The following is a 20,077-nucleotide window of genomic DNA, read 5'->3' on the forward strand; positions in this document are numbered from 1 at the left end:
CGGGGCTCCGGGTGGAGCCCTCCCCTGCACAACGGCACGGAAGGGGAAGCGAAGCGGTTCACCCCGAGGAATTTCTCGGGCAGATCTTCATGAAGTCTTCTCAACTCATTGATGGGACAGGAAGATCAGCGATAGCTTCACTCGTCATGCACCTGCCCGTGCGCAAACCCGCGCGCGGACAGTACATACGGATGATGTGGAGAACCCATGGCTCATCTGGGATCGAGGCGCGGCCGAGCTCTCGCCCTGCCGGTCGGCCTCGCGCTCACGGCCTCGCTCGGCTTCCTTCCCTCCGGTGCCTCGGCCGCGGAGCTGAGCGACGCTCCGGCCGCCGCCGTGGCGTCGGACGGGCCGAAGCTGTCGTACGTCGTGAACGTCGACGGGGGCCGCTCGGCCGCCAAGTCGGTGAAGAAGGCGATAGCCGCCGCCGGCGGTACGATCGTCGTCGCGTACGACCAGATAGGCGTGATAGTCGTCCACTCGCAGAACCCGGACTTCGCGAAGAAGATCCGCAAGGCGCGCGGCGTGGTGTCGGCCGGCGCGACCCGCACCGCCCCGCTCTCCGTGCAGGGCGACAAGTCCGTCGGCGGCGGCACGCAGGCGCTGACCGAGGCCGAGGCCAAGGCCGCCGCGGCCCGCGCGACGGACGAGCAGGACGCCCTGGAGCCCCTGCAGTGGGACCTCCCGGCGATCAAGGCCGACAAGGCGCACCAGCGGACGCTGGGCAGCAAGCGCGTGACCGTCGGCGTCATCGACACGGGCGTGGACGACACCCACCCGGACCTGGCGCCGAACTTCAGCGCCGCGAAGTCCGCCAACTGCGTCTCCGGCAAGCCGGACACCACCGCCGGCTCGTGGCGTCCGAACCCGGGCGAGAGCGACCACGGCACGCACGTCGCCGGTACGATCGCCGCCGCCAAGAACGGCATCGGCGTCACCGGTGTCGCCCCGGGCGTGAAGCTCGCCGGCATCAAGGTGTCCACCCCGGACGGCTTCTTCTACACGGAGGCCGTGGTCTGCGGCTTCGTGTGGGCGGCCGAGCACGGCATCGACATCACGAACAACAGCTACTACACCGACCCGTGGATGTTCGCGTGCAAGAACGACGCGGACCAGAAGGCACTCATCGAGGCCGTCACCCGCGCCACCCGCTACGCGGAGCGCAAGGGCACGGTCAACGTGGCGGCGGCCGGCAACTCCAAGTTCGACCTGGCGGCCGACTCGATCGTCGACGACAGCAGCCCGAACGACTCCACGCCGGGCGGCCGGACCATCGACCCGAAGGAGTGCCTGGACTACCCGGCGATGCTCCCGGGCGTCGTCACGGTCTCCGCGACCGGCGCCAAGGGCCTGAAGGCGTCGTACTCCAACTACGGCCTCGGCGTGATCGACATCGCCGCGCCCGGTGGCGACCGCACCGCGTACCAGACGCCGGACGCCCCGGCGGTGAACGGCCTGATCCTGTCGACCACGGTCAACGGCGGCTACAACTACAAGGGCGGCACGTCGATGGCCTCGCCGCACGCGGCGGGCGTCCTGGCGCTCATCAAGTCGAAGCACCCGACCGCGAGCCCGGCGGCGCTCAAGGCCCTGCTGTACGCGCAGGCCGACCGGCACGCCTGCACCAACCCGTACGACATCGACGCCGACGGCAAGGTCGACGCCGTCTGCGAGGGCGGCAAGAACAAGAACGGCTTCTACGGGGCCGGCATCGTCGACGCGCTCGACGCGGTCCGCTGGTAACCAGCGGTTCTCGGGGCCCCGGTGCGGTACGCCGCACCGGGGCCCTTCCGCGTCGCGCCGGATGCCATAGTCGGTGCATGGATCACCACACGGTACGCACGGGTACGGAGTCGCTGTGGTCGGCCCTCGGCGGTGACCCCGCCCTGGTCGACCGGGTGTCGTTCACGGGGCCCTCGGGGCTGCTGCCGGCCCGGCTGCCGGTGATGGACCTGGCGCGGGCGACGGTCGCGGTGGCCGGGCTCGCGGCGGTCGAACGGGCGGGGCTCCCGGGGCCCGTGCGGGTGGACGACGGGGCCGTGGCCACCGCCTTCACCAGCGAGCGGCACCTGCGGATCGACGGGCGGGCGCCGGTGAACTTCGCGCCGCTCTCCCGGTTCTGGCGGGCGGCGGACGGCTGGGTCCGCACCCACGCCAACTACCCGCACCACCGGGCGGCGCTGCTCACCGCCCTCGGCGTGCCGTCGGAGCCGGAAGCGGGGACGGCCGAGGCCGTGGCGGCGGCGATCGGGGAGCGGACGGCCGTCGAGGTCGAGACGGCGGTGTACGGGACCGGGGGCCTGGCCGTCGCCCTGCGCACGCCCGGGGAGTGGGCGGCGCACCCGCAGGGCCGGGAGGTGGCGGGGAGCCCACTGCTGTCCCGGGAGCGGCTGGACGAGGCCCCGCCCCGGCCGCGCTCGGGACCGCTGCGGGTCCTGGACCTGACCCGGGTGCTCGCGGGGCCGGTGGCGACCCGGACGCTCGCGCTGCTCGGCGCGGACGTGCTGCGGATCGACCCGCCGGGCAATCCGGAGCTGCCGGACCAGCACGCGGACACGGACGCCGGGAAGCGGACGGCCGCGCTCGACCTGGACCGGCCCTCGGACCGGCGCACCTTCGACGAACTCCTCGACGCGGCCGACGTGCTGGTGACCGGCTACCGGCCGGGCGCGCTCGACCGCTTCGACCTGCACCGGCCGGGGCTCGTCACGGCCCGGATCTCGGCCTGGGGCGACGGCGGGCCGTGGGGCGGGCGGCGCGGCTTCGACTCCCTGGTGCAGGCGGCGACCGGGATCGCCGTCGTGGAGGGCTCGGCGCAGGAGCCGGGCGCGCTGCCCGCGCAGGCCCTGGACCACGGCACCGGCTATCTGCTCGCGGCGGCGGTCCTGCGGTCGCTGACCGAGCGGGACCGGGACGGCGGCACCCGCCTCGTCCGCCTCTCCCTCGCGCGGACGGGCCACTGGCTGACGCACGCGCTGCCCGCGTACGAACCCGAGCGGTACCTCACCGAGTCGGACGGCCCGCTCGGCCGGCTGCGGCACGCGCTGTCGCCGGTCGCGTACGAGGGCGGCCCGACGGACTGGTCACGGCCGCCGGGCCTGCCGGGGGCGGACGCGCCGGTGTGGCTCTAGGAACCTTCTCGCTTCCCTCCTGACGACCGGAGCGTTCCGGTCGTCAGGAGGTACTGCGCCGCGATGTAGGTCAGCATGATCCAGAAGTCGGGCGCGGGCAGTTGGGGCCACTCGGCGACGCCGGTGGCGATGAGGGTGTCGGAGAGCAGGAAGAGCGCGCCGCCGAGGCCGGCGAGGAGGCCGAGGGAGCTCGCCCGGTAGGCCATGGCGGTGAGCAGCAGCGAGTATCCGGCGACCGGGATCCGCAGCTCGGCGGGGAGGTCGGGCCAGAGGAGCGCGACGGTGCCGGCGAGGGCGGCCGCGTACAGGACGCCGAGCGCCGGGGACGTACGACGGCGGCCGAAGAGCACCAGGTAGCAGACGTGTCCGGCGGCGAAGGAGCCCATGCCGACGAGGAAGGCCCAGTCGGCGTCGGAGAGCAGGAAGACGTCACCGCCCCAGCCGAACAGGAGCGCGGCGACCAGGAGTTTCGGGGCGCCCCTGGTGGCGGCGTACGCGGCCAGGAGGGGCATCAGGAGCGGCTTGGCGATCTGGTGGCCGAGCTCGGCGCCGGCGAGCAGGGAGACCAGGTCGGCGGCGGCCGCGAGCCCGAAGGCGGCGAGCAGCGCGCGGGAGACGGGGGTCGCGCGCACGGCGGGAGGCGCGGCGGCCGGGGCGGGGGTGGGGGACGCGGTCACGCGGCGGGCTCCGGGGCGGGACCGACCGTGGCGGGGCCGGGCGTGGCGGGCTCGGGCGCCACGGGGCCGACCGCGGCAGGACCGGCCGTGGCGGGACCGTTCTTCGGCGGCGGGGGCGGTCCGGGCTGCCAGCCGGGTCCGCGGAAGACCCTCCCGGCCCGCTCGCGCCAGCCGTCCGCGGCCCGCAGGTCGCGGGCGATGGCGGCGTACTCGTGAGTGGCGACCCGGAGCGGGTTGTACGTCTCGATGTTCTTGGTGAGGCCGTAGACGGGCCGCTCGGTCTCGCCGACCCAGGAGCCGAACATCCGGTCCCAGACGATGAGGATCCCGCCGAAGTTCCGGTCCAGGTAGCCGCCCTGGGAGGCGTGGTGGACGCGGTGGTGCGAGGGGGTGTTGAAGAGGTACTCGAAGGGGCGCGGCAGCTTGCCGACGCGCTCGGTGTGGATCCAGAACTGGTAGACGAGGTTGACCGAGTAGCAGAAGGCGACGGCCGCCGGGTGCACGCCGAGGGCGATCATCGGCAGGTAGAACGGCCAGGAGGTCACGCTGGTCCACGGCTGGCGCAGGGCGGTGGTGAGGTTGAACCTGCGGCTGCTGTGGTGGACGACGTGGCAGGCCCAGAGGATGCGGATCACGTGGTGCCCGCGGTGCTGCCAGTAGTAGAAGAAGTCCTGGGCGAGCAGCATCAGCGGGATCGTCCACCAGAGGACGGGCACCCGGAGCGGGGTCAGCTCGTAGACGGCGGTGTAGATCGCCACCACGGGGATCTTCCACAGGGCGTCGAAGGCCAGGCTCCCCAGGCCCATGCCGATGCTGGTGGCGGCGTCCTTGGTCTCGTACCCGGCGGCGTCCTCGTCGGGGTGGATCCGGTGGCTGACCATCTCCAGGACGGTGAGCAGGACGAACGCCGGTATGGACCAGAGCACGACATCGGGCAGGTTCGGCATGCCGTCGACGGTAGAGGCGGGGGTCGGGGCACGGCTAGACGTTGTTACCAACAAGTATGCGAGACGGCTTGTCAGCAGGCTTTGGCACCTTCCGACAAGACGTCCCCCTCACGGCGGAAGGCGCCGCTACGATCACGGGAACGGCGTCCGTCGGGGGAGGAACCGCCTTGCAGGGACTGGAGATCGCGCTGGCGCGGCTGGCGGGGACGGTGCTGGGCGCGGTCGCGCGGTCGGCCCTCGCACCCCGGAAGGGGGCGGGCCTCGTCCCCTCCCCCGTCCGCCCGCTCCCCCGCCCGGCGGGCCCCGACCGGCTGGTGAAGGTGCTCGGCGGGCGGCTCGCGGAGCGGTACGGGACGCTGCCGGAGCACGAGCGGCTCGCGGCGGTCGACGGGGTGCGGAACGCCTTCGCCGGGGCGGGGGCGGTCGACGCGGACCGGCTGTTCGCCGTGGACCTCGACCCGCTGCGGCTGGCCCGCGCCCTGCGCTCCCCCGACGCCGGGCTCTCCGGCCGGACCCTGGACCTCTACGACGAACTCCTCGGGCTCTGCTGCGCGCACCTGGTCGAACAGCTCACCGCCGAGGCGTCCTTCCCCGCGCGGGCGGCCGTGGAGCAGACGCGGACGGCCGGGCGGGTGAGGGACGCGGTGGAGGCCCTGGCCGCGGACCGGGCCCGGCCGGAGGCGGCGGCCCTCGCCTTCGAGGAGCGGTACGCGCGCTACGTGGCGGCGACCCACGGGCGGCTCGAACTCTTCGGCCTCACGCTCGGCCGGTCGGCCCGGGAGTGGCCGCTGGACACCGCGTACCTCACCCTGGCGGTGAGCGGGGGCCACGAGGACGGGGCCGTACACGGCCTCGCACGCCCGGGGCCGGCCGCCGTGAGCACGGACGCGGCGCTCGCGGCGGCGGACCGGCTGCTGCTGCGCGGCCCCGCCGGGTCCGGCAAGAGCACCCTCGTGCAGTGGCTGGCGCTGAACGCGGCCCGGCGCTCCTTCGAGGGCGACCTCGCCGACCTGAACCGCTGCGTGCCCTTCGTGCTGCGGCTGCGGGCCTTCACCTCGGCGGACGCGCTGCCCGTCCCCGAGGACTTCCTGCGGGCGGCGGGCGTGCCGCTGAGCGCGCCGGCGGGCTGGACCGAGGGCCTGCTCGCCGGCGGTCGCGCGCTCGTCCTGGTCGACGGCGTGGACGAGGTCCCGGTACGGCTCCGCCGGCGGACCGAGACCTGGCTCAAGGACCTCGTGACGGCCTTCCCCGAGGCCCGGTACGTGGTGACGACCCGGCCCTCGGCCGTCCCGGAGGAGTGGCTGTCCCGGCAGGGCTTCGTCCCGCACACCCTGCTGCCGCTGGACCGGAGCGGCATCCGCGCCTTCCTCGCGCACTGGCACGACGCGGCCCGTCTGGAGGACCCGGAGGACGAGGCGCTCGACGCCTACGAGGCGTCGCTGCGGCAGGCGGTCGGCACCCGCCGCGACCTCGGCAAGCTGGCCACCAACCCGCTGATGTGCGCCCTGCTGTGCGCGCTGAACCGGGACCGGCGGATGCAGCTGCCCCGGGCCCGCAAGGAGCTGTACGACGCCGCGCTCGACATGCTCCTCGTGCGCAGGGACACGGAGCGGGAGATCTGCGGGGTCGAGGGGGTCGACCTGACCCGCGAGGAGCAGACCGCGCTGCTCCAGCGGCTCGCGTACTGGCTGATCCGCAACGGGCAGGTCGAGGCGGACCGCGCGGAGGCCGCCGAGATGGTAGCGGAGTGGCTGGCCGCGATGCCGCAGGTGCGGGGGACGCCGGAGCAGGTCTTCGCCCATCTGATGATCCGCAGCGGTCTGCTGCGCGAGCCGGCGCCCGGCTCGGTGGGCTTCGTGCACCGCACCTTCCAGGACTACCTGGGCGCGAAGGCGGCGGTGGAGGCGCGGGACTTCGGCGTCCTGGTGAAGAACGCCCACGACGACACCTGGGACGACGTGGTGCAGATGGCCGTGGGCCACGCGCGCGTGGAGGAGCGCGCCCGGCTCCTGAAACAGCTCCTGCGCCGCGCGGACCGGGCGCCCCGGCTGCGCCACCGGCTCGTCCTCCTGGCGGCGGCCTGCCTGGAGCACGCGCCGGAACTGGACCCGGCGGTGAGGGAGCTGGTGCAGGCCGAGACCGAAGCGCTCCTCCCGCCGCGCTCGAAGGAGGACGCGGAGGAGCTGGCGAAGGTCGGGGAACTGGTCCTGGAGCTGCTTCCGGGGCCGGAGGAGCTGGACGAGAAGAGCGCGGCGGCGGTGGTCCGCACGGCGGAGCTGATCGCGGGGGACGCGGCGTTCGAGGTGGTGGCGCGGTTCCGGGAGGACGGGCGGTTCTCCGTCGCCTTCCAGGTGTCCGAGGCGTGGCAGGCGTTCGATACGGAGCGGTTCGCTCAGGAGGTACTGGCGGCGAGGAACTGGGACGGCGGACATTCGCCCTACCTCACGGTCCAGTCCTCCGAGCAGGTCGAAGCGCTCTCCCTCCTCCCGAAGACCCAGGCAGTCCGCCTCTGGTACCTGGACATCGGCCTGGACCGCCTGCACGTCCTGGGTGACCTGCGTCGGCTCTTCGTGTACGAGAACCCCTCGCTCACCGACCTCTCCCCCCTGTGGCACTTCTCCGAGCTGGAGGGCGTGGGACTCAGCAGGTGCAGGATGCTGCGGGACCTCTCTCCGCTGGCGCGGCCGGGCCTGAAGTCCCTAAGTCTGTACGACCTGCACCCGGAACTCTCCGTCGAGCCCCTGCGCGACATGCCGGACCTGGCTTTCTTCAGTCTCAACCATCCCCTACTGGTCGAGCGCCTGGACGAACTCCCCATCGACGCGGAACTCACCCAGCTCTTCCTGGGTTCGGAGGCTCGGTACATCAATCTGGACGGCATCGAGCGATGGCCCCTACTTACCTCACTCGCCCTTCATGGGCGCACCCAGACGAACCAGCTCCTCGCCCTACGGGAACCGCCCGCGCTCACAGCGCTCTACCTGACGGGACTCCAGGCCCCCGGACTCGACTTGCTCGGCGTGCTGCCCCGGCTGGAGCACCTCAGCCTGCTGAGCTGCGAGGTCCCCGACCTGACACCTCTGCGCGAGTTCCCCTCCCTGAAGCGGCTCTACCTCGGGCAGTGCACAGCGCGGGACGGCAGTCCAATCGACATCACACCCCTCGCCGACCGAAAGGGCCTGGACCTCACCGTGCCCAAGGACACGGTCCTGCTCGGCGAGGACCTGTTCGCACCCGAACGGATCACGCGCGTCTCCTGACCCCCTACCCCTCACACCCCCGCCGCCCCCAGCAACGACCCCGCCCCGTACGTCACCGCCATCGCCAGGGCCCCGCCCGCCATGTTGCGGAGGACCGCGCGGCCCGGTGGGGCGGCGCCCAGGCGGGCGCTGGACCAGCCGGTGAGGGCGAGGGCCGCCAGGACCGAGAGGACGGTGACCCAGAGGCGGGCGGAGGGCGGGGGCAGGACGATCGCGAGGAGCGGGAGCAGGGCCCCGGCGGTGAAGGCGAGGAAGCTGGCGCCGGCCGCGTGCCAGGGGTTGGTGAGGGCGTCCGGGTCGATGCCCAGCTCCACGCGCGCGTGGGCGCGCAGGGCGTCGCGGGCCGTGAGCTGCTCGGCGGCCTCGCGGGCGACGTCCGGGGAGAGGCCGCGGGCGGCCAGGAGGGCGGCGAGCTCGTCCAGCTCGGCCGCCGGCCGCTCGCGCAGTTCGCGCCTCTCCTGGGCGAGCGCGGCCTTCTCGGAGTCGCGCTGGGTGGAGACCGAGACGTACTCCCCCGCCGCCATCGACATCGAACCGGCCAGGAGCCCGGAGAGGCCGGCCGTGAGCAGCGCGGACCCGGACTCGGTGGCCCCGGCGACGCCGACGACGAGGCCCGCCGTGGAGACCACGCCGTCGTTGGCGCCGAGGACCGCGGCCCGGAGCCAGTTCAGCCGGGAGCCGAGGCCGCCGTGGGCCTCGTCGTGCGCGGCGGGCGCCGAGGGTGCGGAAGGCTCGGGGGGTTCGGTCACGTGAGGCAGGGTCGCACCCGGCCGGTCGCCGGTCCCGGAGCGACCCGCCCGGGTCTCCGTCCACCGGCCCCGGAGCACCGGGGAGGGAATTGTCGGTCGCGGCCCGTATCCTCAATGACCATGCTCGACGACCTCACGACCGCAGCAGCGTGGCCGACCGCCTACCCGCAGGGGTACGCGGTCGTCGACGTGGAGACCACCGGCCTCGCCCGCGACGACCGGATCGTGTCCGCCGCCGTCTACCGGCTGGACGCCCAGGGGAACGTCGAGGACCACTGGTACACCCTCGTCAACCCCGAGCGCGACCCCGGCCCGGTGTGGATCCACGGGCTGACCAGCGACGCCCTGGAGGGCGCTCCGCTCTTCCCGGAGATCGCGGCCGAGTTCGCGGCCCGGCTCGACGGGCGGGTGCTCGTCGCGCACAACGCGATCTTCGACTGGCAGATGATCGCCCGGGAGTACGCGCGCGCCGAGTCCGCCGCGCCCGTGCGGCAGCGCCTGTGCACGATCGCACTCGCCAAGCAGTTGGCGCTGCCGCTGCCCAACCACAAGCTGGAGTCGCTGGCCGCGCACTTCGGCGTCGAGCAGCGCCAGGCGCACAACGCGCTGGACGACGCGCGGGTGCTCGCCGAGGCGTTCCGGCCGAGCCTGCACGCGGCGGCCGAGCAGGGCGTGCGACTGCCGCTCCTGGAGTGCCGGCCGCTGACCGAGTGGGCCGCCTCCCCGGCCGCGTCCCCCTCTCCGTACCCCTCCTCGCCGTACCGGTCGAACAGCTGGCGCCCCTCGCGGAAGCGGCCGGCCTGCCCGTACCCCAATCCCGGCCGGTACGAGACGGACAAGCCGCTCAAGCAGGGGATGCGGGTGGCGTTCTCCGGGGACACCTCCGTCGACCGCGAGCTCCTGGAGGACCGGACCGTCGAGGCCGGGCTGCACGTGGCCACCAGCGTGTCGCGGCTGACGAGCCTGCTCGTCACCAACGACCCGGACGCCGCCACCTCCAAGACCCTCAAGGCCCGGTCCTTCGGCACGCCCGTCGTCGACGAGGCCGCCTACACCCAGCTGCTGCGGGACGTGGCCCCGGCAGACGGGTGACGTCCCCGGGCCCTCCGGGCGTGCCGGGCGGCGCGCGTCCGCGGGGAGCCCCACCCTGTGGCGCATGGCACGTTGTGAGGTCTGCGGAAACGATTACGGCATGTCGTTCGAGGTGCACGCGCAGGGCGCGGTGCACGTCTTCGACTGCTTCGCCTGCGCCATCCACCGCATGGCGCCCATCTGCGAGCACTGCCGGGTCCAGATCATCGGCCAGGGCGTCGAGGTCGAGGGCAGCTGGTACTGCGGCGGCCACTGCGCCCGCGCGGAGGGGAAGGTGGGCATCGTCGACAAGGTGTGAGGACGGAACCCGGAGAAACGATTCCGGAGGGCGCGTCGGCGCGCCCAACCCCCCTGCGTGCACCCCGTGGCCCCCGCTGTACGGTCATGGGGTGTACCGCTTCCTGTTGTCCCGGCAGTGGGTGATCCTCACCCTGATCGCCCTCGTCCTCGTCCCGACGATGATCGAGCTGGGCTTCTGGCAGTTCCACCGGCACGAGCGCCGGGTCGCCCAGAACGCCCTGATCGAGGACAGCATCAGCGCCCGGCCGGTGCCGGTCGAGCAGCTCACCTCCCCCGGCCACACCGTCCCGCGCGCCGACTACTGGCGGCCGGTCACCGCCACCGGCACCTTCGACACCGCCCACGAGGTGGTCGTCCGCCGCCGCACCTCCTCCGACGACCGGATCGGCGTGCACGTCCTGACCCCGCTGGTCCTGCGGGACGGGAAGATCGTGATCGTCAACCGGGGCTGGGTCCCGGCCGCCGCCGACCAGCACTCCTATCCGGCGGTGCCGCCCGTCCCCAAGGGCGAGGTCACCATCACCGGCCGGCTCAAGGCCGACGAGACGACCGGCGCCAGCGGCATCAAGGACCTCAAGGGCCTGCCCGACCGCCAGGTCATGCTGATCAACAGCCGGCAGCAGGCCGAGCTCATCGGCCGCGAGGTCCTCGGCGGCTACGTCGAGCAGACCGCGCCCGACCCGGCCGACGGCACCATCGAACAGATCCCCGAGCCCGACCACGACTCGATCGGCGCCCACATGGCGTACGCCGTGCAGTGGTGGCTCTTCACGGCCGGCGTGCCCGTCGGCTGGGTGATCCTGGTGCGCCGCGAGAAGCGCGACCGGGAGGCCGCCGCCGCGTCCGGGGCCGCCGGACCGCCGGAACCGGACACCGCGGAGACCCTGGCCACACCGTCCCGCTGATTGACCTGCGCCGCTTCCGGGAACAGCCCGAGCGTGACGCAACGCATCGACGACTACGCCATGATCGGCGATCTCCAGACCGCCGCGCTCGTCGGCCGCGACGGATCGGTCGACTGGCTGTGTCTGCCTCGGTTCGACTCGGCCGCCTGCTTCGCCGCCATCCTCGGCGACCGGGAGAACGGGCACTGGCGGATCGCCCCCAAGGGCGCCACGACCTGCACCTCCCGCCGCTACGCCGAGAACTCCCTCGTCCTGGAGACGTACTGGGAGACCCGGACCGGCACCGTCAAGGTCGTCGACTTCATGCCGCAGCGGGACGCGTACCCGGACGTGATGCGGATCGTCGAGGGGGTCAGCGGCAGCGTCGAGATGAGCGCCGTCCTGCGGCTGCGCTTCGACTACGGCTCGATCGTGCCCTGGATGCGCAGGTCGGACGGGCACCGGGTGGCGGTCGCCGGCCCGGACGCGGTCTGGCTGCGCAGCGAGCCGCACGTGAAGACCTGGGGCCAGCAGTTCTCCACCTGCTCCGCCTTCACGGTCGCCGCCGGCGAGAAGGTGGCCTTCGTACTGACCTGGCACCCCTCGCACGAGCCGCGCCCCGATCTGGTCGACCCCTTCGAGGCCCTGGAGCAGTCGCTCGCGGACTGGCGGGACTGGGCCGCCCGCTGCACCTACCGGGGACCCCACCGGGAGGCGGTGCTGCGCTCCCTGATCACCCTGAAGGCGCTCACGTACGCCCCCACCGGCGGGATCGTCGCCGCCCCCACCACCTCCCTGCCGGAGGAGGTCGGCGGCGTGCGGAACTGGGACTACCGCTCCTGCTGGCTGCGGGACTCCTCCCTGACCCTCGGCGCGCTGCTCGCCGCCGGGTACGTGGAGGAGGCCGCCGCCTGGCGGGACTGGCTGCTGCGCTCGGTAGCGGGCGACCCGGCCGACCTCCAGATCATGTACGGCCCGGCCGGGGAGCGGCGGCTGCCCGAGACGACCCTGCCGTGGCTGCGGGGGTACGCCGACTCGGCGCCGGTGCGGACCGGGAACGCGGCCGTGGACCAGTTCCAGCTGGACGTGTACGGCGAGGTCATGGACTCGCTCAACCGGGCGCGGGAGGCCGGGATCCCGGCGGAGCGGCACGCCTGGAACCTCCAGCTGAGCCTGCTGGGCTTCCTGGAGTCGACCTGGCGGGAGCCGGACGAGGGGCTGTGGGAGGTGCGCGGGCCGCGCCGGCACTTCACCCACTCGAAGGTGATGGCCTGGGTGGCCGCCGACCGGGCCGTGCGCACCCTGGAGGCCGACCCGTCGCTGCCGGGGGACGCGGCCCGCTGGCGGGCCATGCGGGACGACATCCACGCCCAGGTGTGCGACAGGGCGTACGACCCCGTGCGGAACACCTTCACCCAGTCGTACGGCTCGCGGGAGCTGGACGCCGCCACCCTGCTGATCCCCCAGGTGGGCTTCCTGCCGCCGGACGACCCCAGGGTGGTGGGCACGGTGGACGCGGTCATGACGGAGCTGATGCACGACGGCTACGTGCGCCGCTACAGCGCCGACTCGACGGCCCTCGACGGCCTGCCGGGGCAGGAGGGCACCTTCCTGGTCTGCTCGTTCTGGCTGGCGGACGCCCTGCGGATGACCGGGCGGTCCGAGGAGGCACGGGTGCTCTTCGAGCGGCTGGTCGCGCTCGGCAACGACGTGGGGCTGCTCGCGGAGGAGTACGACCCGGCGACCGGCCGCCAGCTGGGCAACTTCCCGCAGGCCTTCAGCCACATCGGCCTGGTGGGCACGGCGCTCGCGCTGGCAGCGGAGGAGCGGGACCCGGCAGGATAGGGCCATGGATCTTGGACTGAAGGACCGTGTGTACGTGGTGACCGGCGCGACGCGGGGGCTCGGCCGTGCCTCGGCGGAGGCGCTGCTCGCGGAGGGCGCCAAGGTGCTGGTGACCGGGCGCGAGGAGAAGACGGTCGCCGAGGCCGTGGAGGCGCTGGGGCCGGGCGCGGCCGGGATCGCGGCCGACAACGCCGACCCGGGGACCCCGGCCCGGCTGATCGCGGAGGCGCGGTCCCGGTTCGGCGGCTTCGACGGCATCCTGATCAGCGTCGGCGGCCCGGCGCCCGGCTTCGCGGCGGACAACGGCGACGAGCAGTGGTCGGCCGCCTTCGACACCGTCTTCCTGGGGGCGGTGCGGCTGGCCCGCGCGGCGGCCGAGACCCTCGGGGAGGGCGGGGTGATCGGCTTCGTCCTGTCCGCCTCGGTCCACGAGCCGATCCCGGGCCTGGCCATCTCCAACGGGCTGCGCCCGGGGCTCGCGGGCTTCGCCAAGTCCCTGGCCAACGACCTGGGGCCGCGCGGGGTGCGGGTCGTCGGGCTGCTGCCGAGCCGGATCGACACGGACCGGGTGCGCTCCCTGGACGCGCTCTCCGGGGACGCGGACGCGGCCCGCGCGGCGAACGAGGCGGCGATCCCGCTGCGCCGGTACGGCACGCCGGAGGAGTTCGGGCGGACGGCGGCCTTCCTGCTGTCGCCGGCCGCCTCGTACCTGACCGGTCTGATGCTGCCGGTGGACGGCGGGGCCCGCAGCGGCTTCTGAGCCGCCGTCCGGGGAGCGGCCCGCCGGTCAGGCCACCCGGCGGGCGCGGTGCTTCGCGGCGCGCAGGCGCGCCTCGGTGGGCAGCGCGGACAGGCCGGTCGAGGCGCGGGCGTTGGCGAGCGCCCGGGAGCCGAGGACGGCGAGGGCGTCGGCCGGGGCCGCGTACGGTTCGAGCCGGAGCTTCACGCGGGCGCGGGGGGCGGTGCGGCGGCCGGTGAGGGAGACCCGGGCCCGCTCCACGCCGTCCTGGGAGGCGGCTTCGGCCTCCAGGACGCCTTCCAGGGCCCGGCCGCGCAGGACGGCCTCGTCGCCGTCGCCGCTGTCGACGGCGACCTCGCCGAGCCGACCCCGCCGGAACTGGGCGATCAGCCACCACAGGGCGAGCAGGACGAGCACCCCGAGGACGGCGATGACCACCGGCCACCACCAGCCCTCGTCCCGCCAGCGCTGCCGGTCGGCGGTGGTGAGCAGGACGTCGGAGGGGCCCGACCAGGGCCACCAGGACGGTACGGAGAGGCCGGCCGCGGCGGCGAGGACGGAGCCGCCGAGGACGACGAGGACGAGCCCGGCCAGGCCGAGCAGGACGCGGTTGACGCGGCGCAGGACGACGGTCACCTGCGGGCTCCTTCCGGGGGCGCGGGGGTCTCGGCGCGGGGCGGGGTCTTCTCGTGGGGCGGCATCGGGCCGGTCATCCCTTCCGGGGCGGCCGGGCCACCCGTACCTTCGGCGCGGGCGGGCGGGCGAGGCCGAGTTCGTCGATGCCGGTGGCGATCGCGTGCTCCAGGTCGGCGCGGACCTCGTCGAGGTCCCGGAAGTGCGAGACGGCCCGGACGGCGGCCTTGGAGCGGCGGACGCGCACCTTCGCGGACTGCACGCCGGAGACCTCCATGGCGCGGTCCCGCAGGATGAGGGACGCGGCTCCGCGGTCGAGTCCGGCCCGTACGTCGGGGTGGTCCCGGCGCATGGGCAGGACGGAGCGCAGTCCGGGGGTGAGGGCCAGGAACAGGAGCCAGAGGCCGAGGGCGGCCGCGAGGGACGCGCCGACGAGGACCCAGGTGGAGTCGAGCGGCCGGGTCGCGAGGCCGTCGGCCACCTCCTTGCGCCAGGCCATGGCGGAGTGGTCGGCCCGTACGGCCGCCACGTCGTAGAGGAGCAGCCCGGCGCCGCCGAGGACGACGGCGGCGAGCAGGGCGGCGGGAACGCGGCGCACCGCCCAGAAGCGGCGGGCGGGGGCCGCGGGGGCGGTGTCGGGCTTCTTCTCCTCCTCGTCCCGGACGGGAGAGGGGTCCGGTGCCGGAGTGGTGGTCATGAGAGGCGGCCCCTCGGCGTGTCGTCGCGGGTGTGGGCGGAGTGGAGGCGTTCCACGTCGACGGTCACCTCGTGGACCTCCAGGCCCACGAGGTGTTCCACCCGGCTGCGGACCCGGCTGCGGACGGCGCCGCACTGGCGGCCGACGTCGGAGGGGTAGTCGAGTTCGAGGGTCACCGCGACGCGGGCGGCGTCGCGGTGGACGACGACCGAGGCGTGGGGTTTCGAGCCCCCCTTCGGAACGCGGTCGAGCGCTTCCCGGGCCGCCTGGGCGGCGATCTTCGCGACGACCCGGTCGGCGATGTCGGTCGCTCCCCGGTCACGTACCGGGTCGCGTGCCGTGTCCGCCGCCGGGGCCGCTGCAAGGTCCGTCGCCACCCCGCGTCACCGCCGCCGGTCGCCGCGCTCGCGTCCCCGGAACAGGTCGCCGGGTTCGAGGTCTCCGTCGGCGAAGCGGCCGACCACGAAGCCGACCGCTCCGAGGGCCGCGACCAGTACGAACGCTCCGAAGCCGCCGAAGTATCCGGCGAAGCCGAGAGCCATGCCGGCCAACAGGCCGACCACCGCCATGCTCATTCCGAGTCCCTTTCCTGGCCCTGTCCGCCGGGTGTCCGGTGCCTGCTGGGTTCGACGGTCCTACTGGAGTCGGCGCTGATCGTCGTCGCCGTCGTCGTCATCGTCGTCGTCGGGCAGCTTCACGTCGCTGACCGCGATGTTGACCTCGACGACTTCGAGGCCGGTCATCCGCTCCACGGCGTTGACGACGTTCTCCCGGACGTCGCCCGCGACGTCGGAGATGGCGTACCCGTACTCGACGACGATCTCCAGGTCGAGCGCGGTCTGTACCTCGCCGACCTCGGCCTTCACCCCGCGCGTGGCGTTCGCCTTGCTGCCGCCTCCGCCGGGGACCCGGTCGCGTACGGCGCCGAAGGTGCGGGAGAGGCCGCTGCCCATGGCGTGGACGCCGTCGACGTCACGCGCGGCGAGACCGGCGATCTTCTCGACCACGCCGTCGGCGATGGTCGTCTTGCCGCGGGTGGCGGCGGGACCGCCGCCGCGCTTGGTCACGGAGGTGCGGCGCGACTCGTCCGAGCCGGAGTCTCCGGTGTGGGTGGTGTCCGTCATCAGCTTTCGCCCCTTCTGGGATATTTCGGGGTTCCTCGCTCACATTAAGGGCGTTTCCCCCGTTCCGCTCCGCTGATGCGGCAGTCTGGGGGAATGACGACGGCTGAGGGATGGACGGCGGCGGTCCGGGACCGCCTCGCCCCGGGCAGGCTGCTGCCCCTGGGCGCGGCGGAGGACGGCGCCTGGATCACGGAGCGGGCGGTGCGGCAGGTCCTCGACGGGACCGCCGCGGCGGTACGGGGGGTGGTGCCGGGCAGGCTCCGGGTCGGCCCCGATCCGGACGGGGAGCCGGGCCCGGAGCCGCTTCCGGTGCCGCCGGGCGGGCTGCCGCCGGGGCCGCTGCGGATCACGGCGGAGTTCGCGGCGGTGGCGGGCCGGCCGCTGCCGGAGGTGTCCGAGGAGCTGCGGGCGGCCCTGCTCGGGGCGGCGGCGGACAGGATCGGACTGCCGGTGACGTCCGTGGACCTGCGGGTGACGGAACTGCTCGACGCGGCCCCGGAGGAGGGTCCGGCCGCTCCCCCGCCGGGCCGGCCCTCCCCGGCGACGGACGATCCGGTGGCCCTGGCGGTGCTGCGGGTCGAGGGGGTGGCGGGGATGACGGACGCGCTGGGGCCGCCGGTGCGCCGGAGCGGGGAGGCGCTGCGGGTCGAGCTGGCCATGACGGCGGGCCGCTGCCCGCTGGACGTGGCCCGCGCCGCCCGGAGCGCCGCGACCGCGGCCGCCGGTGGGGCGACCGCGGTCACGGTACTGGTGTCGGAACTGCGCTGAAGGGGTCCTGCGTCAGTCGCCGAGGCCCGCGAGGTCGCGCAGGCGGCGGCCCTGGGCGGCGCGCTCGGCGACGCGCTGCTCCTCGTAGGAGCGGCCGGAGACGCCCTGGAGGAGCGCCTTGGTCTCGTTGACCGCGTCGCGGGGCGCCGCGAGCAGGGCGGCGGTGAGGTCCCGTACGGCCGCGTCGAGCTGGTCGGCGGGCACGGCGAGGTTGGCGAGGCCGATGCGCTCGGCCTCGTCGGCGTGCACGAAGCGTCCGGTGGCGCAGATCTCCAGGGCGCGGGCGTAGCCCACGAGGGAGACGAGGGGGTGCGTACCGGTGAGGTCGGGGACGAGGCCCAGGCTGGTCTCGCGCATGGCGAACTGCACGTCCTCGGCGACGACCCGCAGGTCGCAGGCGAGGGCGAGCTGGAAGCCCGCGCCGATGGCGTGCCCCTGGACGGCCGCGATCGACACGAGGTCGCCGCGGCGCCACCAGGTGAACGCCTCCTGGTACTCGGCGATGACGGCGTCGAGGTCCTCGTCGGACCCGCGCGCCATGTCGAGGAAGGACGGCTCGCCGTCGAAGCCCTCGGGCGTGAACGCCTGCCGGTCGAGTCCGGCGGAGAAGGACTTGCCCTCGCCGCGCAGGACCACGACCCGCACGCTGCCCGGCAACGACCGCCCGGCTTCCGTCAACGCCCGCCACAGAGCGGGAGACTGGGCGTTGCGCTTCGCCGGGTTGGTCAGGGTCACCGTGGCAACGGCGTCCTCGACGGTGAGCCGTACACCGTCCTTGTCGAATACGGGCTCAGAGTCGTCGAGCGTGGTCATGGGGCGCCTCCGGTTCCGGTGCAGCACTGCGTCCGATGCTAAGTGACTGCACAGTAACCACCCGGTCGGCCGCAGGGCCGACCGGGTGGCCACCGGGAGACCCGATGGCCCGGTCGGGCCGCCCCTCTGTCAGGCCGAGGCCGCCTTCTTGCCCCGGGTCGCCCCGCCGCGTCCGCGCAGCGTGACTCCGGACTCGCTGAGCATCCGGTGGACGAATCCGTAGGAGCGGCCGGTTTCCTCGGCCAGCGCCCGGATGCTCGCACCGGAGTCGTACTTCTTCTTCAGGTCTGCCGCGAGCTTGTCGCGCGCGGCGCCGGTCACCCGGCTGCCCTTCTTCAGAGTCTCGGCCACCCGTGCCTCCTCATGGGAAGTGCGCTCTGGACTTCTCATGATCACCCCTCCCGTCCGTCCTGGCCACCCATTCGACAAGGTCCGTGCCGCTTCGTTGGTGGACGCGTACCCCGTCGTCACGACCGGAACCCTGAATTCCGATCACGGGGAAAGACGCCGCCGCGCCGGCCGGGGCGGGAAGTGCCAGGTCAGCGGCGCGTCGGAGAGACGCGTGCGGCGCGGGTCTGCCGGAAAGATTCAGCAGAGCACCGCGCCGACGGGTACGAGACGTCCTCACTCAGATGAAGGATCACCGATGAGCCGAATGATCCAGCCCCGAGTGATCGTTTCGGGTCCGGGAAGGGCCTGGGAGGGGTTCGGAAAGGGTCCGGGAGGGGTTCGCGGGGGCCTTCCCGGGGGCCCGCGAGGGCTCCCCGGGCCCCTGCAGGGGTCAGGCCAGGGCCACCAGGTCCGCGTAGTCCGCGCCCCACAGGTCCTCGACGCCGTCCGGGAGCAGGATGATCCGCTCCGGGTCGAGCGCCTCCACGGCCCCCTCGTCGTGGGTGACGAGGACGACGGCGCCCTTGTACGTGCGCAGCGCGCCGAGGATCTCCTCGCGGCTGGCCGGGTCCAGGTTGTTGGTGGGCTCGTCGAGGAGCAGCACGTTCGCCGAGGAGACGACCAGGGTCGCCAGGGCGAGCCGGGTCTTCTCGCCGCCGGAGAGCACCCCGGCCGGCTTGTCGACGTCGTCGCCGGAGAAGAGGAACGAGCCCAGCGTCTTGCGGACCTCGACCAGGTCGAGGTCGGGCGCGGCCGAGCGCATGTTCTCCAGGACGGTCCGGTCCGGGTCGAGCGTCTCGTGCTCCTGGGCGTAGTAGCCGAGCTTGAGGCCGTGGCCCGGGGTGACCTCGCCGGTGTCGGGCTCCTCGACCCCGCCGAGGAGGCGCAGCAGGGTCGTCTTGCCGGCGCCGTTGAGGCCGAGGATGACGACGCGCGAGCCCTTGTCGATGGCGAGGCTCACGTCGGTGAAGATCTCCAGGGAGCCGTACGACTTGGAGAGCCCCTCGGCCGTCAGCGGGGTCTTGCCGCAGGGCGCGGGCTCCGGGAAGCGCAGCTTGGCGACCTTGTCGGAGGCGCGCACCGCCTCCAGGCCGGAGAGCAGGCGCTCGGCGCGCTTGGCCATGTTCTGCGCGGCGACGGTCTTGGTGGCCTTGGCGCGCATCTTGTCGGCCTGCGAGTTGAGCGCGGCGGCCTTCTTCTCGGCGTTCTGGCGCTCGCGCTTGCGGCGCTTCTCGTCGGCCTCGCGCTGCTGCTGGTAGAGCTTCCAGCCCATGTTGTAGACGTCGATCACGGAGCGGTTGGCGTCCAGGTAGAAGACCTTGTTGACCACGGTCTCGACCAGGTCCACGTCGTGGGAGATGACGATGAAGCCGCCGCGGTAGGTCTTCAGGTAGTCGCGCAGCCAGACGATGGAGTCGGCGTCGAGGTGGTTCGTCGGCTCGTCGAGGAGGAGCGTGTCGGCGTCCGAGAAGAGGATCCGGGCGAGCTCGACGCGGCGGCGCTGACCGCCGGAGAGGGTGTGCAGCGGCTGGCCCATGACCCGGTCGGGCAGGCCGAGGGCGGCGGCGATGGTGGAGGCCTCGGCCTCGGCCGCGTAACCGCCCTTGGTGAGGAACTCGGTCTCCTGGCGCTCGTACTGGCGCAGGGCCTTGTCGCGGGTGGCGCCGCTGCCGGTGGCGATCCGCTCCTCGTTCGCCCGCATCTTCTTGAGGAGGGTGTCGAGGCCGCGGGCGGAGAGGATGCGGTCGCGGGCCAGGACGTCGAGGTCGCCGGTGCGCGGGTCCTGCGGGAGGTAGCCGACCTCGCCGGAGCGGGCGATGGTGCCGCCGGCGGGCTGGCCCTCGCCGGCCAGGCACTTGGTGAGGGTGGTCTTGCCCGCTCCGTTGCGGCCGACCAGGCCGATGCGGTCGCCCTTGGCGACGCGGAAGGAAGCGGACTCGATGAGGACGCGGGCGCCGGCGCGCAGCTCGATGCCGGAAGCGGTGATCACGGACAGACTCCAGGGCGGTGGGGAACGGCGGAAGGACG

The 20,077-nt window shown here is 73.7% G+C and carries 20 protein-coding genes; 9 read left to right on the forward strand and 11 right to left on the reverse strand.

Annotation, left to right across the window (positions count from 1 at the left end):
* Nucleotides 1–207: 207 nt before the first annotated feature.
* Nucleotides 208–1,743, forward strand: coding sequence for a S8 family peptidase (locus CP977_RS08220; protein ID WP_152369851.1), 1,536 nt, complete (start codon nucleotides 208–210; stop codon nucleotides 1,741–1,743).
* A 77-nt stretch (nucleotides 1,744–1,820) separates the two neighbouring features.
* A complete protein-coding gene (locus CP977_RS08225) occupies nucleotides 1,821–3,131 on the forward strand; it encodes a CoA transferase (RefSeq protein ID WP_109185660.1) in 1,311 nt (436 codons plus the stop codon).
* Here CP977_RS08225 and CP977_RS08230 read toward each other — a convergent pair.
* Both CP977_RS08230 and CP977_RS08235 read right to left on the reverse strand, forming a co-directional pair.
* On the reverse strand, nucleotides 3,128–3,763 hold the full coding sequence (locus CP977_RS08230) for a lysoplasmalogenase (protein ID WP_229991581.1): 636 nt from the start codon (nucleotides 3,761–3,763) through the stop codon (nucleotides 3,128–3,130). The genes CP977_RS08225 and CP977_RS08230 overlap by 4 nt on opposite strands.
* 41 nt (nucleotides 3,764–3,804) lie before the next feature.
* Nucleotides 3,805–4,755 (reverse strand): sterol desaturase family protein, encoded by a 951-nt coding sequence (locus tag CP977_RS08235; RefSeq protein ID WP_062756686.1) that lies wholly within the window; start codon nucleotides 4,753–4,755, stop codon nucleotides 3,805–3,807.
* A gap of 167 nt (nucleotides 4,756–4,922) precedes the next feature.
* Between CP977_RS08235 and CP977_RS08240 the strand changes: the two genes are divergently transcribed.
* Nucleotides 4,923–8,015, forward strand: a complete 3,093-nt coding sequence (locus CP977_RS08240) for an NACHT domain-containing protein (protein WP_183953386.1) — start codon at nucleotides 4,923–4,925, stop codon at nucleotides 8,013–8,015.
* An 11-nt stretch (nucleotides 8,016–8,026) separates the two neighbouring features.
* Here the strand turns inward: CP977_RS08240 and CP977_RS08245 are convergent, their stop codons facing one another.
* Nucleotides 8,027–8,764 carry a VIT1/CCC1 transporter family protein gene (locus CP977_RS08245; protein WP_062757161.1) on the reverse strand — a complete coding sequence of 246 codons (738 nt, stop codon included), beginning with the start codon at nucleotides 8,762–8,764 and terminating at the stop codon, nucleotides 8,027–8,029.
* Nucleotides 8,765–8,878: 114 nt separating this feature from the next.
* On the opposite strand from CP977_RS08245, the gene CP977_RS08250 reads away from it, so the two are divergent.
* The 5 genes from CP977_RS08250 to CP977_RS08270 all read left to right on the forward strand — a co-directional run bounded on the left by CP977_RS08250 (nucleotide 8,879) and on the right by CP977_RS08270 (nucleotide 13,645).
* Nucleotides 8,879–9,856 (forward strand): DEDDh family exonuclease, encoded by a 978-nt coding sequence (locus CP977_RS08250; protein WP_062756685.1) that lies wholly within the window; start codon nucleotides 8,879–8,881, stop codon nucleotides 9,854–9,856.
* 64 nt (nucleotides 9,857–9,920) lie between these two features.
* Nucleotides 9,921–10,154, forward strand: coding sequence for a hypothetical protein (locus CP977_RS08255; protein ID WP_078489738.1), 234 nt, complete (start codon nucleotides 9,921–9,923; stop codon nucleotides 10,152–10,154).
* 91 nt (nucleotides 10,155–10,245) lie between these two features.
* The gene (locus CP977_RS08260) at nucleotides 10,246–11,061 is read left to right on the forward strand and encodes an SURF1 family cytochrome oxidase biogenesis protein (protein ID WP_062756684.1); all 816 of its coding nucleotides are present in this window, start codon (nucleotides 10,246–10,248) and stop codon (nucleotides 11,059–11,061) included.
* A gap of 33 nt (nucleotides 11,062–11,094) precedes the next feature.
* The gene (locus tag CP977_RS08265; protein WP_152369852.1) at nucleotides 11,095–12,885 is read left to right on the forward strand and encodes a glycoside hydrolase family 15 protein; all 1,791 of its coding nucleotides are present in this window, start codon (nucleotides 11,095–11,097) and stop codon (nucleotides 12,883–12,885) included.
* 4 nt (nucleotides 12,886–12,889) lie between these two features.
* Nucleotides 12,890–13,645 (forward strand): SDR family oxidoreductase, encoded by a 756-nt coding sequence (locus CP977_RS08270; RefSeq protein ID WP_062756682.1) that lies wholly within the window; start codon nucleotides 12,890–12,892, stop codon nucleotides 13,643–13,645.
* 27 nt (nucleotides 13,646–13,672) lie between these two features.
* Here CP977_RS08270 and amaP read toward each other — a convergent pair whose 3' ends face one another.
* The 5 genes from amaP to CP977_RS08295 all read right to left on the reverse strand — a co-directional run bounded on the left by amaP (nucleotide 13,673) and on the right by CP977_RS08295 (nucleotide 16,078).
* Nucleotides 13,673–14,260: an alkaline shock response membrane anchor protein AmaP gene (gene amaP, locus CP977_RS08275; RefSeq protein WP_062756681.1), complete on the reverse strand. Its 588-nt coding sequence runs from the start codon at nucleotides 14,258–14,260 to the stop codon at nucleotides 13,673–13,675.
* A gap of 73 nt (nucleotides 14,261–14,333) precedes the next feature.
* Nucleotides 14,334–14,954, reverse strand: coding sequence for a DUF6286 domain-containing protein (locus CP977_RS08280; RefSeq protein WP_062756680.1), 621 nt, complete (start codon nucleotides 14,952–14,954; stop codon nucleotides 14,334–14,336).
* Entirely contained in the window at nucleotides 14,951–15,331 is a 381-nt protein-coding gene (locus CP977_RS08285; protein WP_062756679.1) for an Asp23/Gls24 family envelope stress response protein, read from the reverse strand. Before CP977_RS08285 ends, CP977_RS08280 begins: the two co-directional genes overlap by 4 nt.
* A 6-nt stretch (nucleotides 15,332–15,337) precedes the next feature.
* Nucleotides 15,338–15,529: a hypothetical protein gene (locus CP977_RS08290; RefSeq protein ID WP_030204980.1), complete on the reverse strand. Its 192-nt coding sequence runs from the start codon at nucleotides 15,527–15,529 to the stop codon at nucleotides 15,338–15,340.
* 60 nt (nucleotides 15,530–15,589) lie between these two features.
* The gene (locus CP977_RS08295; protein ID WP_062756678.1) at nucleotides 15,590–16,078 is read right to left on the reverse strand and encodes an Asp23/Gls24 family envelope stress response protein; all 489 of its coding nucleotides are present in this window, start codon (nucleotides 16,076–16,078) and stop codon (nucleotides 15,590–15,592) included.
* A gap of 93 nt (nucleotides 16,079–16,171) precedes the next feature.
* Here CP977_RS08295 and CP977_RS08300 point away from each other — a divergent pair, with 93 nt between their 5' ends.
* A complete protein-coding gene (locus tag CP977_RS08300) occupies nucleotides 16,172–16,846 on the forward strand; it encodes a hypothetical protein (RefSeq protein ID WP_062756677.1) in 675 nt (224 codons plus the stop codon).
* A 12-nt stretch (nucleotides 16,847–16,858) separates the two neighbouring features.
* On the opposite strand, the gene CP977_RS08305 is transcribed toward CP977_RS08300, so the two are convergent.
* The 3 genes from CP977_RS08305 to CP977_RS08315 form a co-directional block, all read right to left on the reverse strand.
* On the reverse strand, nucleotides 16,859–17,659 hold the full coding sequence (locus CP977_RS08305; RefSeq protein ID WP_062756676.1) for an enoyl-CoA hydratase/isomerase family protein: 801 nt from the start codon (nucleotides 17,657–17,659) through the stop codon (nucleotides 16,859–16,861).
* A 129-nt stretch (nucleotides 17,660–17,788) separates the two neighbouring features.
* The gene (locus CP977_RS08310; protein ID WP_006123601.1) at nucleotides 17,789–18,010 is read right to left on the reverse strand and encodes a helix-turn-helix domain-containing protein; all 222 of its coding nucleotides are present in this window, start codon (nucleotides 18,008–18,010) and stop codon (nucleotides 17,789–17,791) included.
* 430 nt (nucleotides 18,011–18,440) lie between these two features.
* On the reverse strand, nucleotides 18,441–20,039 hold the full coding sequence (locus tag CP977_RS08315) for an ABC-F family ATP-binding cassette domain-containing protein (protein WP_062756675.1): 1,599 nt from the start codon (nucleotides 20,037–20,039) through the stop codon (nucleotides 18,441–18,443).
* Between the last annotated feature and the right edge of the window lie 38 nt (nucleotides 20,040–20,077).

The sequence above is a fragment of the Streptomyces cinereoruber genome (genome assembly GCF_009299385.1).
GTDB classification, from domain to species: domain Bacteria; phylum Actinomycetota; class Actinomycetes; order Streptomycetales; family Streptomycetaceae; genus Streptomyces; species Streptomyces bikiniensis.